This window comes from Flavobacterium ajazii (genome assembly GCF_010614725.1).
Lineage (GTDB): Bacteria > Bacteroidota > Bacteroidia > Flavobacteriales > Flavobacteriaceae > Flavobacterium > Flavobacterium ajazii.
Map to the genome: position 1 here is coordinate 677732 of NZ_JAAEHL010000001.1, position 21650 is coordinate 699381.

Sequence of the window (21650 nt, forward strand, 5' to 3'; positions counted from 1 at the left end):
TTTATTTTACTAACTTATTTGACCGCAACATCCCAGATTTTTGACAATCTAGATTTTCCTTTTGGCCCTGAAATGTCTAAAACTACAACATATTTTCCGGCATCCTTATATTCATGAACCGGATTTTTTTCTAAAGAAGTATTTCCATCACCAAAATCCCATTTGTATGATTCTATTTCGCCTAGAGACTGGTCGATAAAAGCTACTGTTCTGTTATTTTTATCAATGACATTGAAAGTCCATTTTGCACTGATTTCCTTTTGAAATTGTTTTTCTAAAGGCATTAATTTAAACGAAAGACTGTAAGATGCATTTCCATACATTTTATGTTCTTTTGAAAGATTCCAAAAACCGTTGTTTTTGTCGTTATTTACATCATCATAATCTATAATTGCCCAACAGAGACCTATGTTTTTGTTTTCTTCTAAAACAGATTCTACTGCTCTTGACGGATCATTTCCTGCATAATCAAAAGGAGTAATCCAGAATTCTAAAGTCAGTTTTCCTGATTCTCCTGCTTTAAAATTATAATTTGAAGCTGCATTAGCATACGGAAGTTCCTTAATCCAGGGCTGACTTCCCCAAACCAGTGTCCAGTCTTTTCCTTCTGCAGGCGTAAAAATATGATAATTCTGAGCATGAACCCCATGATAAGAAAAATAGGCATCCATCGTATTTGTCAATGCAGGATTAGGATGAAACCTGTCTATAAACGGCCCGCCGGACTGATCTGCATCAACAATAACTTCAAAAGTATCATTGTGAAGACCCGGCAACGAAAAATCCCAATAATCATCATAAGCCTCATATAAAAAATACAAACGATTCAACCCTTTAACCCAGGCAACCTTAACACTTACATCTAAATTTTTAGGATTTGCTTTGGCATGTTTTCCACTGTCTTCCCATAACTGATCCATTCCGACAATATAACTTTCAGGAACCATTTTCCAGTCATCAGCTTTTCCGTCTATGGTTGGAATTTTATTGGCTGGAAACTGAAAAACTTTAAAAGTTCTGGTGTCTTGTGACCAGCTATAAAAACTCAAAAAGAAAAATAAAATTAAGACTGCTACTCTATTTTTGTTAGGCTTCATTTAAGACAATTCTTTTGGTTAAAATCATTTTCTGCTACAACTTTGAAATATCAATAGCTTTATATTTTAATGGATTGGCAGATTCTCCTTTAAAATTAATCAATTCAATCCCCGTAGATTCAACTGCCTGGACAGCATTCGTAAAATAATCCGGAATATTATTTCCCCACCTTATACTGCAATTTTCCAGCACTATGTCGTCTGTAAACCGAATTGAGATTCCAGGCGTGTCATGTTTTTCAATTGATTCATAGGCTTTTGTAGGTTTGTTATCAAATACGTTTCCCGGATATTTTGTCCATCTGTTTAATGTAACAGCTACATTTTTAAATCGGATGTCTGAAATCCGGCTTTCCTTTGTACCGTTTACACGAATACTGTTTTCAGCTAATCCCTTTACATTTTCAATTTTTACCTTATAAATTTTTCCAATTTTAGTTTCTGGATTTCTGGGTATAGCTGTTAGAGAAATTGCCTCACCTCTTCCCCACCAAGGATTCGAATGATATCGTGACATAAAATTAATGTCTTTAAAAAGAATATCATGAACATTACCTTCATCCCGAAGCTGAATAGTTAATCCACGACAGCTGGTTTTAATTTCACAGCGTTCAAAAACTACATTGCAGATATCCTGAGTTGTTTCTGTTCCGATTTTCACACCTGAGTCCTGAGTTTCCAGCTCACAATCATGAACCCAGATATTCGATGACGGACCATAATCGGTTTCCTGCTGAGTCACTTTTATTACTATTGCATCATCTCCGCAGCTTATTTTACAATTACGAATTTCTACATTTCGGCAATGATCAGGATCTATTCCGTCACAATTAGGTACATCAAGGTTGTTTTTGATTTTAATACCATCAATTAGCACATTCTCACAGCCTAGCATGTGAAGACTCCATGACGGTGCCTTTTCAATAGTTATATCGATTATTTTTAAGTTTTTACATTTGGTCAGGATAAATAATTTTGGTCTCCATTTCATTGGCATCCAAATCTCCTTAATCGTATCATAATGCGTCATAAATTCCAACGCTCTTCCATTAATGTTCCCTGTTCCTGATATTTTTAAATTCTCGGCATCATTAGCAATTATAGATCCCTCAACTGCATAATCATCATTTTTTGTACTGACTAAAAGCTGGGCGTTGCCCTCTAAATGAAATTCTATATTGCTTTTTAAAACAAGGGTACTAATTAAATATTGACGATTCTTTGGAACTAAAACTTTGGTTCCGTTTCCTAATTTCGCCGCTTTGTCAATCGCATTTTGAATTGCTTTTGTATCAAGTGTTTTTCCATCTCCTTTGGCACCGTATTTAGTAATATCAATGACAGTCTTGCTTTGTGCAACTAAAGACTGAATCCCTGTGTTCATTAAAACCAGAAATATCAAAAACGTATGAAAAAGAGATTTATTCATTCCTGTTAGTTCTTTTTTTAAATATTTCTAATAATTTATGATTACACTAAATTCTATTTCATTACTCTCAAAAATTAGATGCAAACAATTTAAAATATAATTAATAAACAAATTTGAGCTATCCCGTTTTTGTGTGAATCACAAAATAATTAATCCAAATGGAAAACTTCCTTCAGACCAATAGCAACAGGAGAATTATCAGGATTGGTTTCCATAATATCGCCCATGTAAGCCCACCATTTTTTCACAATCGGATGATTTGGTAATAAATTAAAATCAAAATCAGTACTTATTTTTTGAACTGCAAAAAGAATTAAAGTTTCTTCATCCAAAAAAATACTGTAATCCTGTATTCCCGTTTCAGAAAGCAGGTTTGACAGTTCTGGCCAGATTTCGTCGTGTCGCTTTTTGTATTCAGCCTCAAATCCCGGTTTTAATTTCATTTTAAAAGCATTTCTTACCATAATTTTTAAGTTTTTAAGAGTTTTCTCTAAAGATATTTATATTATTTTGAAAATAAACGAAGAAGCTGTTTCAAATTTTCCGCCTTGTGAAGCAGTAAACAAATAAGTCGCTTTTCCGTTTTGAAATAAGAGCTGAGGGCGTTCTGCACGCCCATATCTATTAAGATGTTTTAGTGCTATGGGCTGACTGATATATTTATTCAGCGGCTGATAGGAAATTAAAGGATCAGACCAGTGAATTCCATCTTCGGAATCCATATAAAGCCCGTAATCCTGTCCAAAAACACCTAAATCCCTAGCCAGCATTTTGAACTTTTTATCTTCATACCATACAAAAGCATCTTCGCATTGTTTATTATCTCCTAATTTTGAAAAATCAACAACGGGATTACCTTCATATTTTTTGTAAGGTCCTTCCAAAGATTTAGCAACAGCCAATCCATATTTTCTGTTGCCTTTAACTGGAAATTTTGGATGCTCATAATTTTCCGTATCCAATGATTTATAGTACAGCCAGTATTCTCCATTGGGATGTTTTAAAAAAGAAGGATTTGTAGTCAAAAGATCATCCCATGAACCTTCATTTCCAGGAAGCAACAAAGGTTTGTCAGGTCTTTTCCACGGGCCATAAAGAGAATCTGAAATTGCCAATCCGATACGTTTGGTATTCATTTTACCATTTGAATTTCCCATAAAAAATAACGCATATTTTCCATCAACATAATGAATACTTGGGTTATGACAAGTTGTTGCATCCCAAAATCCTTCACCGCGTGGAGCCAGAACAGTACTTACATACGTATAAGGTCCTTCCGGTTTATCGGCAACGGCATGAGCTATTTCTGAACCGTTAATCCAGCCGCTCATTGATTTGGCTTTTGGCCAGCGGGAAAAAAAAACATGAATTTTTCCATCAGGTCCTTCAATAGGGCTGTTACACCATACATAGAAGTCTTCAAATTCAAGTGCACGACCTACCGGTTTAAGTCTTTTCTCGAAATCAGAAAGTATCGGATCAGATTGAAAATTATTACTCCTGAGTGGAAACGGCAAACACAGCCCAATAAGAGCAAGCGAATTACCAATTATGAATTTTCTTCTGTTCATTTTATTTTTATGTAAAAATCAAATTTTCAATATTTTAAAATAATTTAATTAATGTTTTAAATTAATATTAACTGGTTTATCTCTATCACAGAATAGTTCTCCATTATTATATTCTAATTCAGCTACCTGTATCGAACTTCTCCTTGTTTCAAAATTATCAATTCCTTTATTTTCAGGTATTCTTCCCGGGTGTGTAAAATAAAACACATACGCTTTATCATTATTTACGATAACATCAGCATGTCCACCAATTACTTTGTCATCTTCACCCGTTCCCGGAATTTGAAGAATGTTTTTCTCCTGTCTTTTCCAGTTTATAAAATCATCAGAAGAAAAAACAGCCAGACCCTTCCATGGATCTGTAATCATCCAGTTTTTTCCTTTCCAGCTAAAAATTTTAGGACCTTCTCCCCTGTCTTTTACTACTTTTTTTCCACTGTCTGTCCAATGGTACAAATCTTTGCTATCCGCATAATAAATGGATTTGCCATCATTTTCATTGTTGTAATACATACGCCAGTTTCCATCGGGTAGTTGAAAAACAGAAGCATCAATGCAACGTTCAGAAGCCAGTTTTAGTTGTGATTCAAATTTCCAGTCAATTAAATTTTTACTGGTCAAATGCACAATATATCGAGGATGTTTCCAATCTTCAAAAATACCCGGAACAATTGTCAGGTACATATGGTATTTATTTTTATGTTTAATGACTTCCGGAGCCCAGTACGTAACATCCTTAATCGTATAGCCAATATTGCAGTTGGTTTTATATTTCCAGTGTGCCCCATCATCTGATTCAGCAATGCCAATGGGAGTTCCATGTACCCAACTCACCCCATTTCCATCAATGTTTGCTCTTCGATTGGTATAAAACATCAGCCATTTTTCATCTTTTTTGCTCCAGATAATAGTCGGATCAGCTGCACCGTCAAAAACAGGATCACGATATAAAGGTTTATCTGCAGTTTCATTTTTTATTTCCTGACCAAAAGCAGAAAGACAAAATATGAAGTATAAAAAAAATATTTTTTGAAAGTTTATTAAGGAGAATTTCATGGAATCTAATAAGTGATAATTTCAAATATATTTATTTATTGTTCGAATACTGTCCTGTGCTATACTGTCCTTTTTAAAGCATAAAAAGAGTGATTAGTACTTAGTCATTAATGATTAGCTTTTCTTTTAGCTATCTTCACTAATCACTCTTCACTAATCACTCTTCACTTAGCACTTACAATATTATTTTTCAATCAGAATTTTAAGTGTTTTGGTTCCTTCTTCGCTAATTACTTTTAGAAGGTAAACACCATGATTGCAATTAGGAATATTAAATGCAGCACTTTGATCATTTCCGGTAAGTTCAACATCTTTTTTCACTAAAACCTGACCTGTGATATCTGAAATTATAACGGTTGCCTTAGATGATTTATAACCATTAAATCTAATATTAAACTGTCCCGAAGAAGGATTTGGATACACCTGTACTTCTGCGGTTACAGAAGCCGTTTTTTTAACTCCTAGATTCGAAATGTCTTTTATAACAATATTCGATGCCGGAACCGGAGCCATATCATACCCTAAAAAATAACTTGGATGAGGAGGCTGATTGTAAGCTGAATTTTGCCATGCAATTGCTGTACGGTATTGAGGATCGTGCATCAAAGTAGGAATTCGGTAATCTGTAACAATATTAGTAGTGAAAAGAATGAGAGCAGTATTGTCTGTTCGACGTAGAATAATCTCCTCTCTCCAGTCACCCAAGATATCTCCTGTAAGAGCCGGATTCTTTTTTGAATCGTTATTTGAAGAAACCGGAGCTGCCTGATATATCGTAAATAAGCGATTTAATGATTGTGTATTATAATTCCACTTATCCATAATTGTTCCGTCAAGTAATTCACGGCCTAAATCACCATCCCACCATACAGCAGCATTTACAGACTGGCTTCCGTTGGTTGGTTTACTTGTTCCGATCTGACCATCCTGTACATTATAAAGATTACCGGAAGAACTCCACATTTCATACCCTCTGTGATTTGGATCTATATCTGCTGCCAAAGCACGGCCAACATCACCTGTGGTAATGGCTCCAAAGATCATTTTTCCTGTTTTAGCATCATTAAGCCTGATTCCGTATGGACTATATTGCCCTTCAGACTCAAGACATTGCCATATTTCCTGACCTGGTCGATCGGGATCCATATCCGACATATGAAGAGCATCTCCATGTCCCTGACCATAAGTCCAAAGACGTTTTCCATCGTCATTTATAGCACTTGATCCATTGATGATTTCATCTTTTCCGTCACCATCTACATCACCAATAGTCATCTGATGATTCCCCTGGCTTGAAAATGCATTATTAGCCGGATCACTAGAATCTTTACTGTCAAAAATCCATCGAAGGGTTAACTGTCCATCACGCCAGTCATAAGCAGCACGCATTAATTTATCATAATATCCACGGCCTACGATCAAACTTGGACGAGCGCCATCTAAGTAAGCCACAGCTGATACAAAACGATCCTGACGGTTTCCGTAAGTATCACCCCAGTCTGCAGTATTTGCTCTTGCCGGCTGATAAGCAACTGTTGACATAGCAGCACCTGTCAAACCATTAAAAACAGTCAGGAATTCAGGTCCAGCCTGTACCCATCCCCCTGAATTTCGATGATCAACAGTAGCATTACCAATCACTACTCCAGTCCCATCAATAGTTCCGTCAGCTGTTTTTAAAATTATTTCAGCTTTTCCGTCTCCATCAAAATCATACACCATAAACTGATTGAAGTGCGGACCGGCATTTACGTTTTTACCTAAATTGATACGCCAAAGCAAAGTACCGTTCATTTTATAGCAATCGAAAATTTGTTCTCCCGAAAAGCCTCCACTATTATGATTTAATAAAGTAGGATCCCATTTTAAGAAAATTTCATATTCGCCGTCTCCATCAACATCTCCTACGCTGGCATCGTTTGCGGTATAGGTGTATGCTGTTCCGTCCGGAATTGTACCTCCCGGCGGAATTTGCAATGGAATCGACAATTGATTATTTACCCAAACCGAAACAGGAGTCGATGCAGCACCTTCTGTACCACTAACAACTGTTTTTATTGTGTAGCTTCCATTTGTTGCAATATTATCGATATAGTTTGTCGAAGTTGTAATAGGGGTCGAATTAATTTTTACATTATCTCTGTAAACATTAAAAGCAATAGTTGAAGGATCATTACCTAACAATCTCCAGCTAATGAAAACCTCATTAGCTGACTTACGTAAAGCAACAACACCTCTGTTTAAAAATTCTACCTGTTTTGGCGTATTCACTATTGCGTCAGGCAATGCTAATGTGTTTAGCCTAACGTTATCGCCGTAGGTAGTGCTCGTACCTCCGCCATTGATTGCATAGGCTCTTACATAATAAAGTGTAACAGGTGTAAGTCCCGGAATGCTTACTGAGAAACTTCCTGTGCCAGCAGTAGCAGCTACAATTTTAGTATTAGCTACCGTTGGATTAATGCTGGTGCTATAAACAATACCTCTTTCTGTAATTGCTGTTCCTCCATCTGAAGTGATATCTCCTCCTGATTCTGCCGTTACAGAAGTAATATTAGTGACGGCATTTGTGGTTAAAACTGCCGGTGGTGGAGCAGGAACATAATTTCTAACAATTGGCGTTACAATACCTCCTGTATTTGCTTTTGTATAAACAACAAAAGGGTATGAACTTCCGGCAGCAATTGTTAAATTCCCAGCCGGTTCATCAATACCTCTGATTACAGTTGGATCTTTCATTTCTGTCCATGCAGTTGCCCCCGCAGTTTGTTTAAATACACGGGCTGCATATGGCGGGCTACTACTCGTTACATTATCAATAAAAGAACAATAGAGATTACCCGAAATATCCTTAATTAGACTTAAGCTGGGAGAATCTCTTGTACCTAATCGTGTGACAGCACTCCAGGCAGGAGTTGCAGCATTTTTACTGTATTCGATTACTGTTGCTCTATTATTACCGGCTGGAGAAGTAGTCGCATCAAAATATACAATTACCAGATTGTTTACAGAATTAAGAACCATACTCGTATGCCTAATGCCTCCAGTAACAGGAGAAACAGAAGCTTCAGACCAAATTCCTCCAGCGCATTTATACAATTTCATTGTACCTGTAGTGGTCGTTGCAGTGGCTAAACTACAAAATGCCAACCAAGGTACATCTGCCTCATCCAATACTAAACTTACTCCAATAGCTATTGAAGCAGCATTTACTGAAGCACCCCCAACAGCTACCCACGAAGTTCCATCAAATTTTTTTACAGTTGGAGTTAGTGAAGCACCTTCTCCAAAAGCAATGTAAGGATTGTTATCCGAGTCAAAAGTCAATGAACAACGTGGTGTTGAACCATATTGCGAAACACTACTGGTAACTGAACCGGTCGAAACATAAAGGTTATTAATCTCGTTATTTAATGGTTCCCATGTATCTGTAGCCGTATTGTAAATTTTCACTGCCAGTTTATTACCATTTGCAGCATCCACATAAGTAACATAAAAGCGGTTGGTTTTATCTAAAATGATTCTGGAAAAATTAAGATTCGCTCCAATATCATTACCTACTTGTTCCCAATTTCCTGTGGCAGTGTTTCTCTTTTTAACTTTGACAACAGGTCCGGTTCCTTCTCTGAATACTACATAAGGAACGTCATTTAAAACAGCAATAGAAGTATAGCTTGATGCAACAGCAGAGACCTGAGATTCATTTCCTAAAATATTCCAGTTTTGTGCAAATGAGTCATGAGCATTCAAAAAACTAAAAAATGCAACAAAAATAATTTCAAGGAATCGCTTCCTAAAATGAATTGGTTTAAATTCAAAAAGTACTTGTTTTTTCATAAATCGTTGGTTAAAAGGTTAGTGATATTAAAATTATCGGGATAAATATTTAATACCGTCCTGCCCTACCCTGCTAATTTTCTGAAAATTAGTTTTTTACACTTTAAAACAGTGTAAACAAAATTTTAATTTACTAGAAATCAATAAATTAAACAACCTAACCACCCTGTTAAAAAATACACATATATTTTGTTATAAAAATCAATATTCACTTTTTAAATTCTTAATTTTTAATCAAATAATAAAAAAATAGCATAATTTAATTCATAAAAAAATCCCTGTTCATTTTAAACTCAAAAATGAACAGGGAACATTATAAACTAACTAAACTAAACTCTGATTATACTTTTCGCTTACCAGTTATCTGTACGAAAAGGAGATGCCGGTAAATTTTCGACATTAAATAAATTAGGTTCCGGAACTGCTTTCCATGCAAAACGAACTGCTACCGGATTTTTAACTTTTTCAGAAGAAACTACAATTGTCTTTCCGTCAATTTTAGCAACTGCCGGATAAAAGATTTTATCCTCACCGGCAATTTCAAATTCCTTTAAATTTTCAGTTGTTTTTCTGAATCCTGAATCAGCATAATCAAAAAATAACTGAATTTTATCTTTTTTAATTTTCAAATGATTATAAATTGGTCCCGAATAAACCAGTTTATCATCTTTATATGTTTTAGCTAAAGAAATTAGTGCCAGTCTGTGTCCAACAGTTTGCTTGTCTATCGGGTGAATGTTATTGGTATCTCCAACATCAGTTGTAACTGCCATACCACTATTGCCTATTTTTTTTAATGAAAATAACTGCGCTTCTCTGATTTCTGGGGTTTGTCCTTTATGAGGCGTAATTTGCACATAATAAAAAGGAAAATCACCTTGTTTCCAGTCATCCCGCCAGTTTTTTACCATGGCAGGAAATAAAGTTTGATATAATTTAGCCTTACCCGAATTACTTTCGCCCTGATACCAGATGACACCTTTCATTGTGTAATTGATTAGTGGGTGTAACATAGCATTATAAAGTACATAAGATGTTTTATTCGCTTCTTTTTTAGGCTTTTTAATTTCTGTTTTAGATGTATTATTAACCTGCTTTTCATTTCTTAAATTCAGATAATACGTTTCCAGTTTTTCCTGATATGCTTTTTCGTTTTTAGCATCTTCTTCCAGAATAGTTAAAAAATCCGGATTTTCTTCCAGGACATTCTGAGAGGTCCAGGCTTCTGCTTTTGTGCCACCCCATGACGTTGAAATCAGACCAATAGGGATTTTCAGTTTCTGATATAAATCCCTTCCGTAAAAATAGGCTACTGCAGAAAACGTTTTAATTGTTTCCGGCGAACAGGCTGCCCATCTTCCTGTTACATCATCAAGTGGTTTTGGAGAAGCATTCGTTAAGACCGTAAATAGTCTGATATCAGGAAAATTAGCATTTACGATTTCCTGCTCATAGTTTTTAACCCCTGTTTTCCAAGTACCTTCTTCTTTTCCAACCGGAAAATACATATTCGATTGACCGGAACAAATCCAGACTTCGCCAATAAGAACATTATTAAGTACAATTTTATTTGAAGCATTAACGGCTATTGAGTATGCTTTTTCACTTCCCTGAGGGGTATCTACTGCTACTTTCCAATCTCCCGTTACATTTGCAGTGACTTCTACAGGACTATTTTGCCAGCCTAACTGAATGTTTATCTTTTCGTTAGGAGATGCCCAGCCCCACAAATTAACTTTTGCATTCTGCTGTAAAACCATATTATCACTAACCAAAGCCGGCAATTTGACCTGCGCTTTTGAAGAAAATGATACATTTAAAAAAATTAAAAATAAAAACAGATTTCTTATGAAATTCATAGGTTCAAAATTTACTATTTAGAAACCTAAAAATAAACGACTAAAACGATATAGCCATCCTGTGCTTCCCTGCATCCAGTATAAACAAAAAAGGGACAATAACTAAGTTACTGTCCCTTCTTTTTAAACTAAACTATCCAATTTTAAAATTCTATTTAATACTAAATCAGTATTCTAAAAACTAAACAGTCAAATAAACTAATTTTTAATAACCCGGATTCTGCATTGCATCTTTTTCTGCTGCAGTTAGCGGTTTACCGTTTGCATATATTCCATCAAGGAAAGTTTGAGGAATAGGGCGCAAGTTGTGATAATCCTGAATGTTTGGTGCAGCTTCTATATTATAAGCTTTAGCTCTTGCAACCAAAGTTTTAGTTCTGCTTAAATCCTGCCAACGATGGAATTCTCCACAAAGTTCTCTTGTACGTTCATTTAGCACTAAACATAGCATTCGGTCATAATCACTTGTATATCCTAATTTTGTAATTACAGCAACATCTTCAGCAGGTAAAGTACTGGTACTGGTAATATTCAGACTGGTTGCAGCCGTTGTAGCTACAATATTATTAGACTCATAATACGAATTTTTAGGAGTATAAGAAATTGGGATACCAGCCTGACCTGCAACTGTCCATGCAGCAGATCCATCTACATAAGCTGAACGGTCTTCACCAACCTTATATGCTCCACGATTTCTGACTGCATTAATGTACGGCAAAGCGTCAGCGAATGAAGCGGCACCCTGTTTAGCTAAACGTACTTTTGCTTCAGCAGCTATTAAATACGTATCTGCAGAACGTGCTAAAATAATATCCCTAGATCCTCTTTGACTTGTTAAATCGATTCTTGATCCATCCATATATTTGCTTAAAGACGGAAATCTTACATCGGCCATAAGCCCTACATTATCTGCTGCATATTGTACATAAACACTAGGCACTTTTTTTGCAGCTCCCGGAATAAGAAAATCTGTATTTTTAGTTTTAGCAAAACGATTATCCGTTGAAGCATTCATTATGTAAACAATACCTAAATCACCATTTACATAAGTAGTTCCGGACTGATTATTAACGATACTCTTTGTTTGAAAGCTTTTCCAAAAACGGGAATCATTTATTTTATCATATACATCATAAGTATAATATGTCGGAGCCAAACGGCTAAATGGTCTTCCTCCTGCCAGATTTCTCCTCATTTGAGGCAATTGATCATAAGTTGAAAGGAAATATAAATGTTGCCAATTCGACCCAGTATTTAACTGACTTGCATTAAATTGACCTGCTAATATTATTTCTGACAATTTTTCATTAGCGCCATCTGGAGCTGTGAAATTCCATAAATCAACATAGTTAGGTGCTAAAGGGTGATGAGATATAACTTCATCTGCAAGAGTAACTACTTTTTGTAAATCAGCTGTTTTTGTAGCTGAATTCCAAGTATCGTTTATTTCACTCGCACGAGACAAATAAGCTTTTGCCAAATAATGCGCAACTGCATCCTTTGTTATTTTTGCTGAACCTCCGGCATTGTCAAGTAAATCATAAGCTTTTGTAAAATCATCTATAATTTGAGTAAATACTTGTTCAGCAGTAGCTCTTGAAAACTCAACTTCAACAGTAGTACTCAAATCTAATTTTATTGGTACACCTCCATACTGACTTACTAATTTTAGATAATTGAAAGCTCTTAAAAAATAACCTTCGCCTAAAGCTCTTTTTTTAATCGCAGCATTAGTTGAGACAATTGCTGTAGCCGATTCAATCAAGGTATTTGCGTTTCCTATGGCAACGTACAAGTTATCCCAATTGGTATTGGCAGCAACAGTATTTGCATTAGAAACTGTTACAAAAGAGTTTAATCCTGATGCATATGAATTCCAAATATGATTTGAAGGATCTCCTCCTGCATGAAACTCATCAGTACCAGACTGAGTAGCTGTAAGTGGTACTTCTAATGCAAACTCTAAAGCAAAAGACTGATAATAAGTCCCTACTGCTAAAGCCTGAATACCTGCTTCGGTTTTGTAATAATCTTTAGTATACCCTGTGGTTAGCTTTTCGTCCAGGAAGTCATCACTACAGGAACTTCCAAGGCCTAATGCTGCAATTAACATCAAATTGATATATAATGTTTTATATTTTTTCATAATTTTCATTATTAAATTTTAATTTTAAAGTTCAACATTCAAACCTAAAGTAAATCCTCTGTTAGAAGCGGTTGTCTGCGTATCCAAATCCATCCATTTTACTTTATTATAAATCATCCCCGGGTTCATAACCTGAATATAAAGTCTCAACTTTGAAACCCCAGCTTTTTCAGCCATTTCATTTGTAAAATTATACCCTAAAGATATATTTCGCATTTTTAAAAATGCCCCATCTCGATAACCTAAAATTGGGAAAAAAGAATCCCCTGTACCTGCTGAATAAATTGGTTTTTGATATTCAGCATTAATGTTGTTATCCGTATAATAATCAATAGATCTCTGACTGCCTTTTGCACCTTCATTTTCACCAAGTGTATTATAAAGATACCCCAGGCGACCATAAATAAAGAATGATAATTCTACATTTTTATATCTAAATGTATTGGTCAAACCTGCAATATATTTAGGATCAGCACTACCAATTATAACACGGTCATTATTTGCGTCAATTTTATAATCGCCATTTTGATCAACTGGTCTTGCATTACCAAATGAAAACCCGGCGCCATTAGCATTAAATTTAGCCATTTCTGTTGCATCTTCCGGTTTCCAGATTCCGTTTGACGCATATCCGTAAATAACATTTTGTGGTTGCCCTATAAATAAATTATTATTGATATCATCGAATTTACCATTCGCTAAGGTCACAATTCTGCTTTGCTGATATGAAGCACTTAAATTTGAACTCCATTCAAAATCTTTGGCTTTTACATTTATAGTATTTAATGTCAACTCGACACCTTCTCCTTCAGTTTCACCAACATTTTCATAAGTATCTCTATACCCTGTAGGTGTAGGAACACTTCTTTTTAACAGTAAATCCGTTGTATCACTAGTATAGTACTCTAAGGTTCCTGATATTCTGCTATTCACAAAAGAAAAGTCAACACCATAGTTAATTTGTTTCGTTTTTTCCCATCCTAAATCTGGATTTCCTAAAGTTGCATTATTTACTATACCGGAACCGTTAGGATAAACAACACCAGCCAATGGCGGCTGTGTAGAATAAGGATCAACGGCAGCATTACCGGTAACACCAAAACCTATTCTAAGCTTCAACTGATCTATCCAGGAAACATCACTTAAAAAACTTTCCTGATTCATATTCCACGCCAATGAAGCACTTGGAAAGAAGTCCCATTTTTTTCCATCTGCCAATTGCGATGCTCCATCATAACGCCCGGATGCAGTTAACAAATACTTATTATCATAACCATAAGTTACCCTTCCCATATAAGATAGTAAACCAGACTCGATTAAATTAGAAGAATAGTTACTCAGAGTTACATTAGCAGGAGTCAAAGCATTCCATTTGTTTTCAGGATTTTTAACATCATTTGCTGCCATACTACTATCTTCATACTCATATCCTGTTTTACTTTGTAAAAAGGTCAAACCTAAATCATGTTTACCAATAGTCTTGTTATAATAAAGTAAATTATCCAATGTATAAGATATTGTCTGCGCCTTTATCAATGAAGCAAAACTTGTTCCTGAGCGGGCTGCAGATCTTCCATCCAAAAATACTCCATCGCGATAGGAAGTAATATCTGGTCCAAAGTTCATTCTGTATTTTAAACCGCCTAACACCGGAATAAGCTTACCTAAATCTACCTGAGCATACAAGCTACCAAAAGCTCGTAATGTTACACGCTGATCCTGAGAATATTTATCTTCATCAATAACTGTTCTGATAGTATTATCTCCACCCGGATTATCAATTCTATTACCATTACTATCATAAGGAACAGCATAGGGAAGATTAAGACGTGCTGTATTATATATTCCGGTTGTACTACTTACAGCTGTTCTTCCTATATTGGATTGTCCATACTCATTTATACTATAACTCGTATTAAGATTAGCTCCCATAGAAAACCAATCTGATGGTGTGATATCTACATTGGCTACACCGTTATAACGTTTGTACCCCTGTCCTTTTAAGACTCCTGTACTTCCTGTATAACCAAATGAACCATACCCTTTCATTTTTTCAGTTCCTCCACTAACAGCTATGGTATGCTGTTGCGTAATTCCTGTACGGGTTATAAACTTTGTCCAGTCTGTTGTAGCTACTTTTGAACCATCCCATGTACCACCTTCCCATCCTTTAGCAATGTTAGCCCAGGCAGAAGGATCAGCAGATTTTAAGAAAATCAATTCATCGTTAGCAATGGTTGGAGCATCTCCTTTTGGAAAAGCAGATGGATTTGAATAATATCTTGCCCATCTACGAAAATCAATATATTCACCAGCCGTCATCATTGGAGCGTTTTCATGAATTTCTTCAGTAGTTAATGAAGTATTATAATTTAATGAAAATTTACCATTTTTACCTTTTTTAGTAGTTACAATGATAACTCCATTTGCTCCACGGGAACCATAAATTGCAGTTGCAGATGCATCTTTTAAAACATCAATAGACTCAATATCAGTAGGATTTAAAAAGTCAATCCCTCCTGCATTTGAATCACTGACATCACTAACAGACTTACCTAACGCTCCCGCTAATGGTTTAGAGTTATTAATAGGCACTCCATCAACTACATAAAGAGGGGAGTTCGAAGCAGAAATAGAACGTGCACCACGAATCGTTACCTTTCCCACTGTACCTGGACGCTCATTTGAAGAAATATCTACCCCGGCAGCTTTTCCCTGCATTGCCTGAACAGCATTTTGAACAGGTCTGGAACTTATTACTTCAGAACTTACACTTACGATTGACCCGGTTAAATCCTTTTTCTTTTTTACACCATATCCTACAACAACTACTTCTTCAAGTGAATTGTCTTCTTCTTTAAGCACAACATTATAAACATTTGTGTTACCAATAGTAATCTCCTGTTTCTTAAAGCCAATAAAACTATAAACAAGTACGTTTCCAGGAGCTGCTTCAATAGAATAACTTCCGTCAAGGTCTGTACTCACCCCTTTCTGACCTCCTTTAATGAGTACATTAACGCCTGGTACCGGTAAACCACCAGCGTCTTTAACTACTCCTTTGATTACTTTGTTCTGCGCATAAACGGATACATTCAGCAATGTAATCAACGCTATAGTCAACAGAAGACTAAATTTTTTTTTCATAAAAGTTAAATTTTGGTTAATTAATTAGTTGTTTTCAAATTTATTCATAAAGAATATTCGCACTATCCTGTAGTATCCTGCATACTTATATTATAACTTTATTTTTTTATTTGTTAATGTTAAAATTTTCAATAGTTCATTTGATATTCATAACCATAAAAATATAATACAAAATAAGTCAGTACCTTATAAAAACTAATAATTCCATAGGCCGGAATCTATTTTATTCAAACAATTAAACAATTATTAAAAAAATATGCAATCGATTACACAAATGTATTATTATTTTTACAATAAAAAATAAATCATTAAAAACATTTTAAATAAATAATAAATAGACAAAAAAATTAAATAAAATATAAATATTATATTCATAATTTACAGAAAAAGACTAATATTTTAACATAATTGTAATCGATGACACTAAAAAACAGAGCACTTAATAACTAATAATTACCTTACAAACAAAAAAAACCGCCTCAGAAACTGAGACGGTTTAAAAAAACAAAATAAAAAATTGGGGCAAATTTATTTTTATTAGTCGTAACCTAAATTTTGATCATAAAGCCCAGGAACTGCTAACATTTCCTGCAATGGTATTGGATAAAGCAACATATTTGCATCAATAGTTCTAATCTTATTACCAGTATCTTCTGCAGCTTTCCAAGCATTCATAATCGTTATCGCATTACCTGACCTAATCAAATCAAACCATCTGGTTCCTTCTGAAAAGAATTCTTTTCTTCTTTCATCAAACAACTGATCTAAAGTAATATTAGAAGCATTTGCCGTTACACCTGCTCTTGTTCTCACCTGATTCACAATTCCATCAACCTCGGCCTGGGTTCCACCTCCTCCATGAAGCGTACATTCGGCCATCAGCATTAATACATCTGTGTAACGAATTACCATAAAATCAACTCCCCAGTCCTCGCGTCCTCCTGTTCCATATCTGGCCGGGTCTATATATTTTTTGAAAACCGGAAGCGTATAACTTCCTTTGTAAGTCCCAGATGCAACTGTATAACTTGTTGCAATTCCAACAGTTTTTCTATTATCATTAGCCGCAAACATATTCAAAAAACCAGTTGAAATTGGCCTGGCTTCTAAAGATCCTTGAGCTGTTCCAATACCTACTGAAGCAAAATAAGGTTCATAGCCAACTTCAACCATAAAGTTTCCTCCAATGGAACTTGCTAAACTTTGTGTATAAGGAATTGTAAGGACATTTTCTTTATTAGTAATTCCTTCTACTTTAAAGATGGCTGCGTAATCTGTACCAAATGTATACAATCCGCTTGCTTTAACATCACTCAATTCTTTATAAGCTTTATCCCATTCATTTAAACCAAGCATTGCACCATCAATACCATAAGTTGGACTTGAACGGGTCATATAAACCAGACCTAACAAAGCTTTCGCTCCGTATTTAGTAACACGTCCAACATAGGTTGCGTCTGTAGTTGGAGCCGGAAGATCTGCAATTGCTAATTGTAAATCTGAAATAACCAAGTTGTAAATATCTACAACCGGACTTCTTCCAATTTTCGCAGATTCCTGAGCTGTCATTGTTCTATCAATCAACGGAACTCTTCCAAACCATCTTAATAAATCAAAATAACAAAATGCCCTTAAGAAACGGGTTTCAGCAATCATTGCCGCCTTATCTGTCGGATTTGTAAAAATCTGATCTCCTTTTTCAGCAATTTTCTCTAACAATTGGTTTGCTTTGTAGATCGCATTAAAATTACTCACGTAAGCTTCCTTTACATAAGTATTAGAACTAATAGAGGTATAAAAACTGTTGATCCCTTCCCAATCTCTTGAAGCTGTTGTGAACGCTAATAAATTATCCGATCTGGTCTCACTTAAATTCAATACACGGTTCGCATAACCATAAGTACCCGTTCCATGAAAAGCAACAGAATACACTGCATTTCTTGCCTGGATAAAATCTCCGGGTGTAGCATAGAAATTCTCCTCAGTTCCCTGAGACAAAGGAATTTGTGTCAGTTCATCGGCACAGGAAGCTGTTCCCAATAAAAGCAAATTTGCCGCTAGTAAATAAATATATTTTTTCATTTTAATTAAAATTAATGTTAAGACCTAAAACTACAGATTTTGCTAAAGGTGCACCACCATAATCAATAGGAACAGCAAAATCACTATTTGAACTTCCTGAAGTATTCACAGCTTCAGGATTAAAACCTCCGTCATATTTATTCCAATAGAACCAGTTTTCACATGTAATATATAATCTGGCATTATCAACTCTTTTTAAGCTTTTAACAGCTTCTCTCAAATTATAACCAAAAGATACGCTTCTCACGCTAAGATAATCAGATTTGTACATCCAATCAGAATTCGGCTGAAACCCGAAAGAAGTTTTCCAGTTACCTCTTACAGCAGGATCCACATTTAACGCATTTTCTACAGACCCCATTCCGGTACGATTGATAGCTCTTCCTGTTAACCCATAAACCGTTCCTCCATTTTGACCTTGCACCAATACGCTTAAATCAAAATCTTTGTATTTAAAAGTATTTGTAATACCCCAAGTATATTTTGGAGTTGGATTACCTAAATCAACACGATCTTCGGTGTTGATTTTTCCATCACCATTCTGATCAATATATCTTGGATCTCCCAAAACTAGTTTATTCCCACCAATAGTAGTTCCACCTGCATCAATATCAGCCTGAGTCACAACGCCGTTTTGTTGTAAACCGAAAATCATATACATCGGTTTTCCAACTTCCAATTTTATAAACGGGACATTTGCACCAAAATCATTAGTGATTTCAATTTTAGTCTGATCCGGCCCTAACGCCAATACCTTATTTTCATTATGACTTAAATTAACCGATGTTTTCCATTCAAATTTACTAGTCTTAACGTTAACAGTATTTAATTCAAACTCCCATCCCTGATTTTGCACAGCTCCAACATTAGTAAGATAACTTGTAAATCCTGATGCTGCAGGAACAGGAAGTCTAAGCAGTAAATCTGTATTCTTTTTTCTATACATATCAAATGTTGCCGAAATTCTATTTTTTAGGAACGAAACATCCAATCCGAAATCAATACTTTTAGACTGTTCCCAGTGCAACGATGGATTTCCTATAGAATTCACCCCTTGTCCTATTCCAACAGCTCCACCAATTGCATAATTATAAGATCCTAATGTTGAATAAGATGAATAACTACCTATATTATTACTACCATTAGTTCCTGTGCTGGCTCTAAATTTTAATTCGCTTAACCAATCAACATTTTGCAAAAATGATTCCTGCTTAATTCTCCACCCTAACGATAGAGAATAAAATGTACCCCATCTGTTATCACTTCCAAACTTAGAAGAACCATCACTTCTTACACTTGCAGAAAGCATATATTTTTCTTTATAATCATATTGAAATCTACTGAAAAACGATAATAAAGTATTTTTTTCTGCATTAGTAGAACCCAATGACCCTGTAGGAAGTGTTTCTGTACTAGAATTAGTATAAAGTCCTCCCGAAGAAAGAAGTGATCTGGTAATTTTATAAGAACTAAATGATTCTCCTAAAAGAACATTAAAACCATGATCCCCTACAGATTTATTATAAGTCAAAGTATTCTCATTAACAATATTTAATCTTCTATAGGTATTATAAGCTCCCCTTATACTAGCCAAAACATCATTTGGCGTATAACTTTCAAATGTATTATCTGAATTATCAAAGTTAATCGTACTTTTTAATGTAAAAGCATTTGCAAATTTATAATCAGCATAAGTAGAAACAATGTTTCTATACATCGAGTTTTTACCTGTTCTGGCCAAAGCATTAAGCATATTTGTTGTACTACTTCCCCATGCGTATCTGGTTGTATATTTTTCGCCAGCTGCATTAGGAGCACTTTCAAAAACAGGAGTTGCTGTTAAAGCCTTAAATAATGTATTATCTTTTCCTTCAACACCTGGGTCATTTCTTTCAGAATAAGAAGGAGAAAAGTTAATACCAATTTTAAAACTATCAGATAATTTAAAATCAATATTAGCTCTTGCAGAAAACAAGGTATAATCTGTTCCAACAATATATCCGGTGTTTTTTTGATAATTAGCAGAAACATAATAGTTAACTGCATCTGTTGCTCCTGAAGCTGACAATTGATAATTACTAAATTCACCAGTACGGAAAACTTTGTCCTGCCAGTCTATATAATCCAATCCAGGATGCCCCGGCATATCCCATCTTTCATCGTACAAATAGGTATAATAACTATTATTACTTGGTACCAGAGGAGTCGATGGGTTTTTTGCATTATATGTAGCAATACGTTCAGCATTCGTCTGATCTTTCGAAGCCCCAGGTATACCTGATCCTGCCCACTGGGTATCAATCATAGTTTTAGCTCTTTTGATCCATCCTTCAGCTGAAAGCATATCAACTCTGTTTGCCTCTTTATTTATACCTCCGTAAGTATTAAAAGTGTATTTCGTTTTTCCTTTTGTTCCTTTTTTAGTAGTAATCAAAACAACACCATTCGCTGCTCTCGAACCATAAATAGAGGCTGCCGCTGCATCTTTTAAAACCTCAATAGAAGCAATGTCGTTTGGATTCATATTGTCTAAAGGGCTCCCACTTGAAAAACCTCCATTAACATTGGTCCCTTCAGTAGAAAGAGGAAAACCATCAACTACATACAAAGGTTCATTTCCTGCCGTAATAGATCCGGCACCACGAATTTCAATACTAAAAGGTTGTCCAGGTAAACCTGTAGTCTGCTTAACACGAACACCAGCAACCTGACCTATTAAACCCTGATCAACTCTTGAAATTGGTCTTTCAGTAAAATTTTCTGTCTTAATTCCGGATATCGCGCCTGTCGTCAACTTCTTTTTTTGCGTTCCATAACCAATAACAACAACCTCATTCAAATTTGCGCTTTCAGCATCTAATGAAATATTATAAGCATTAGATTCGCCTACTTTTTGCTCTTTCGAAACAAAACCAACAAAGGAAAAAACTAAAGTTTCACCAGGAGAAACCGATATTTTATACCTCCCGTCAAAATCTGTGCTTGTACCACGATTCGTTCCTTTTACCAATACGTTTACTCCTGGTATGGAGAGTTTAGCCGGATCAGTAACCGCCCCTGTTACCTCTTTGTTTTGCGCATAACCCGATGCGTGCAATATTGCAAACATAGCTACCGCCAACAGTAAATTAATTTTATTTTTCATAAAAGTTAAATTTGGATATAATTTAGTTTTCTCAAATTTATCCAGAAGAGATATCGACGCCATCCTGTAGTATCCTGTTAATGCTCAATGCATTATGAGTTTTATTTAATTTTTATTTAACAAGAAACAGACAACTTACTGATTAACAACACCAAACCTTAACCGTATTTCGTAATGTGAAAAATAAAATTTAACTAAATTATTTTTTAAACATTCGTAGTTTTTACCCTAAAATAATAAGAAATTTAAAAAAATATACTTTATTATTTATTCACTAATTT

Annotated in this window: 11 protein-coding genes; all 11 read right to left on the reverse strand. The window is 35.1% G+C overall.

What is annotated here, in order from left to right:
* Positions 1 to 14: 14 nt before the first annotated feature.
* A complete protein-coding gene (locus GWR14_RS02525; RefSeq protein WP_163407413.1) occupies positions 15 to 1097 on the reverse strand; it encodes a PKD domain-containing protein in 1083 nt (360 codons plus the stop codon).
* A gap of 34 nt (positions 1098 to 1131) precedes the next feature.
* Positions 1132 to 2526: a glycoside hydrolase family 28 protein gene (locus tag GWR14_RS02530; protein WP_223150949.1), complete on the reverse strand. Its 1395-nt coding sequence runs from the start codon at positions 2524 to 2526 to the stop codon at positions 1132 to 1134.
* Positions 2527 to 2675: 149 nt separating this feature from the next.
* Positions 2676 to 2990 carry an L-rhamnose mutarotase gene (rhaM, locus tag GWR14_RS02535; protein WP_163407415.1) on the reverse strand — a complete coding sequence of 105 codons (315 nt, stop codon included), beginning with the start codon at positions 2988 to 2990 and terminating at the stop codon, positions 2676 to 2678.
* Between the two features lie 36 nt (positions 2991 to 3026).
* Entirely contained in the window at positions 3027 to 4097 is a 1071-nt protein-coding gene (locus GWR14_RS02540) for a glycoside hydrolase family protein (RefSeq protein WP_163407417.1), read from the reverse strand.
* Positions 4098 to 4145: 48 nt separating this feature from the next.
* Positions 4146 to 5153 carry a family 43 glycosylhydrolase gene (locus GWR14_RS02545; protein ID WP_246236265.1) on the reverse strand — a complete coding sequence of 336 codons (1008 nt, stop codon included), beginning with the start codon at positions 5151 to 5153 and terminating at the stop codon, positions 4146 to 4148.
* A gap of 183 nt (positions 5154 to 5336) precedes the next feature.
* Entirely contained in the window at positions 5337 to 8990 is a 3654-nt protein-coding gene (locus GWR14_RS02550; protein ID WP_163407419.1) for a rhamnogalacturonan lyase family protein, read from the reverse strand.
* Positions 8991 to 9343: 353 nt separating this feature from the next.
* The gene (locus GWR14_RS02555) at positions 9344 to 10849 is read right to left on the reverse strand and encodes a sialate O-acetylesterase (RefSeq protein WP_163407421.1); all 1506 of its coding nucleotides are present in this window, start codon (positions 10847 to 10849) and stop codon (positions 9344 to 9346) included.
* A gap of 205 nt (positions 10850 to 11054) precedes the next feature.
* Positions 11055 to 12995 carry a RagB/SusD family nutrient uptake outer membrane protein gene (locus GWR14_RS02560; protein ID WP_163407423.1) on the reverse strand — a complete coding sequence of 647 codons (1941 nt, stop codon included), beginning with the start codon at positions 12993 to 12995 and terminating at the stop codon, positions 11055 to 11057.
* Between the two features lie 24 nt (positions 12996 to 13019).
* The gene (locus GWR14_RS02565) at positions 13020 to 16142 is read right to left on the reverse strand and encodes a SusC/RagA family TonB-linked outer membrane protein (RefSeq protein ID WP_163407424.1); all 3123 of its coding nucleotides are present in this window, start codon (positions 16140 to 16142) and stop codon (positions 13020 to 13022) included.
* A 537-nt stretch (positions 16143 to 16679) separates the two neighbouring features.
* Positions 16680 to 18224: a RagB/SusD family nutrient uptake outer membrane protein gene (locus GWR14_RS02570; RefSeq protein WP_163407426.1), complete on the reverse strand. Its 1545-nt coding sequence runs from the start codon at positions 18222 to 18224 to the stop codon at positions 16680 to 16682.
* A 1-nt stretch (position 18225) separates the two neighbouring features.
* Positions 18226 to 21369: a SusC/RagA family TonB-linked outer membrane protein gene (locus GWR14_RS02575; RefSeq protein WP_163407428.1), complete on the reverse strand. Its 3144-nt coding sequence runs from the start codon at positions 21367 to 21369 to the stop codon at positions 18226 to 18228.
* Positions 21370 to 21650: the final 281 nt, after the last annotated feature.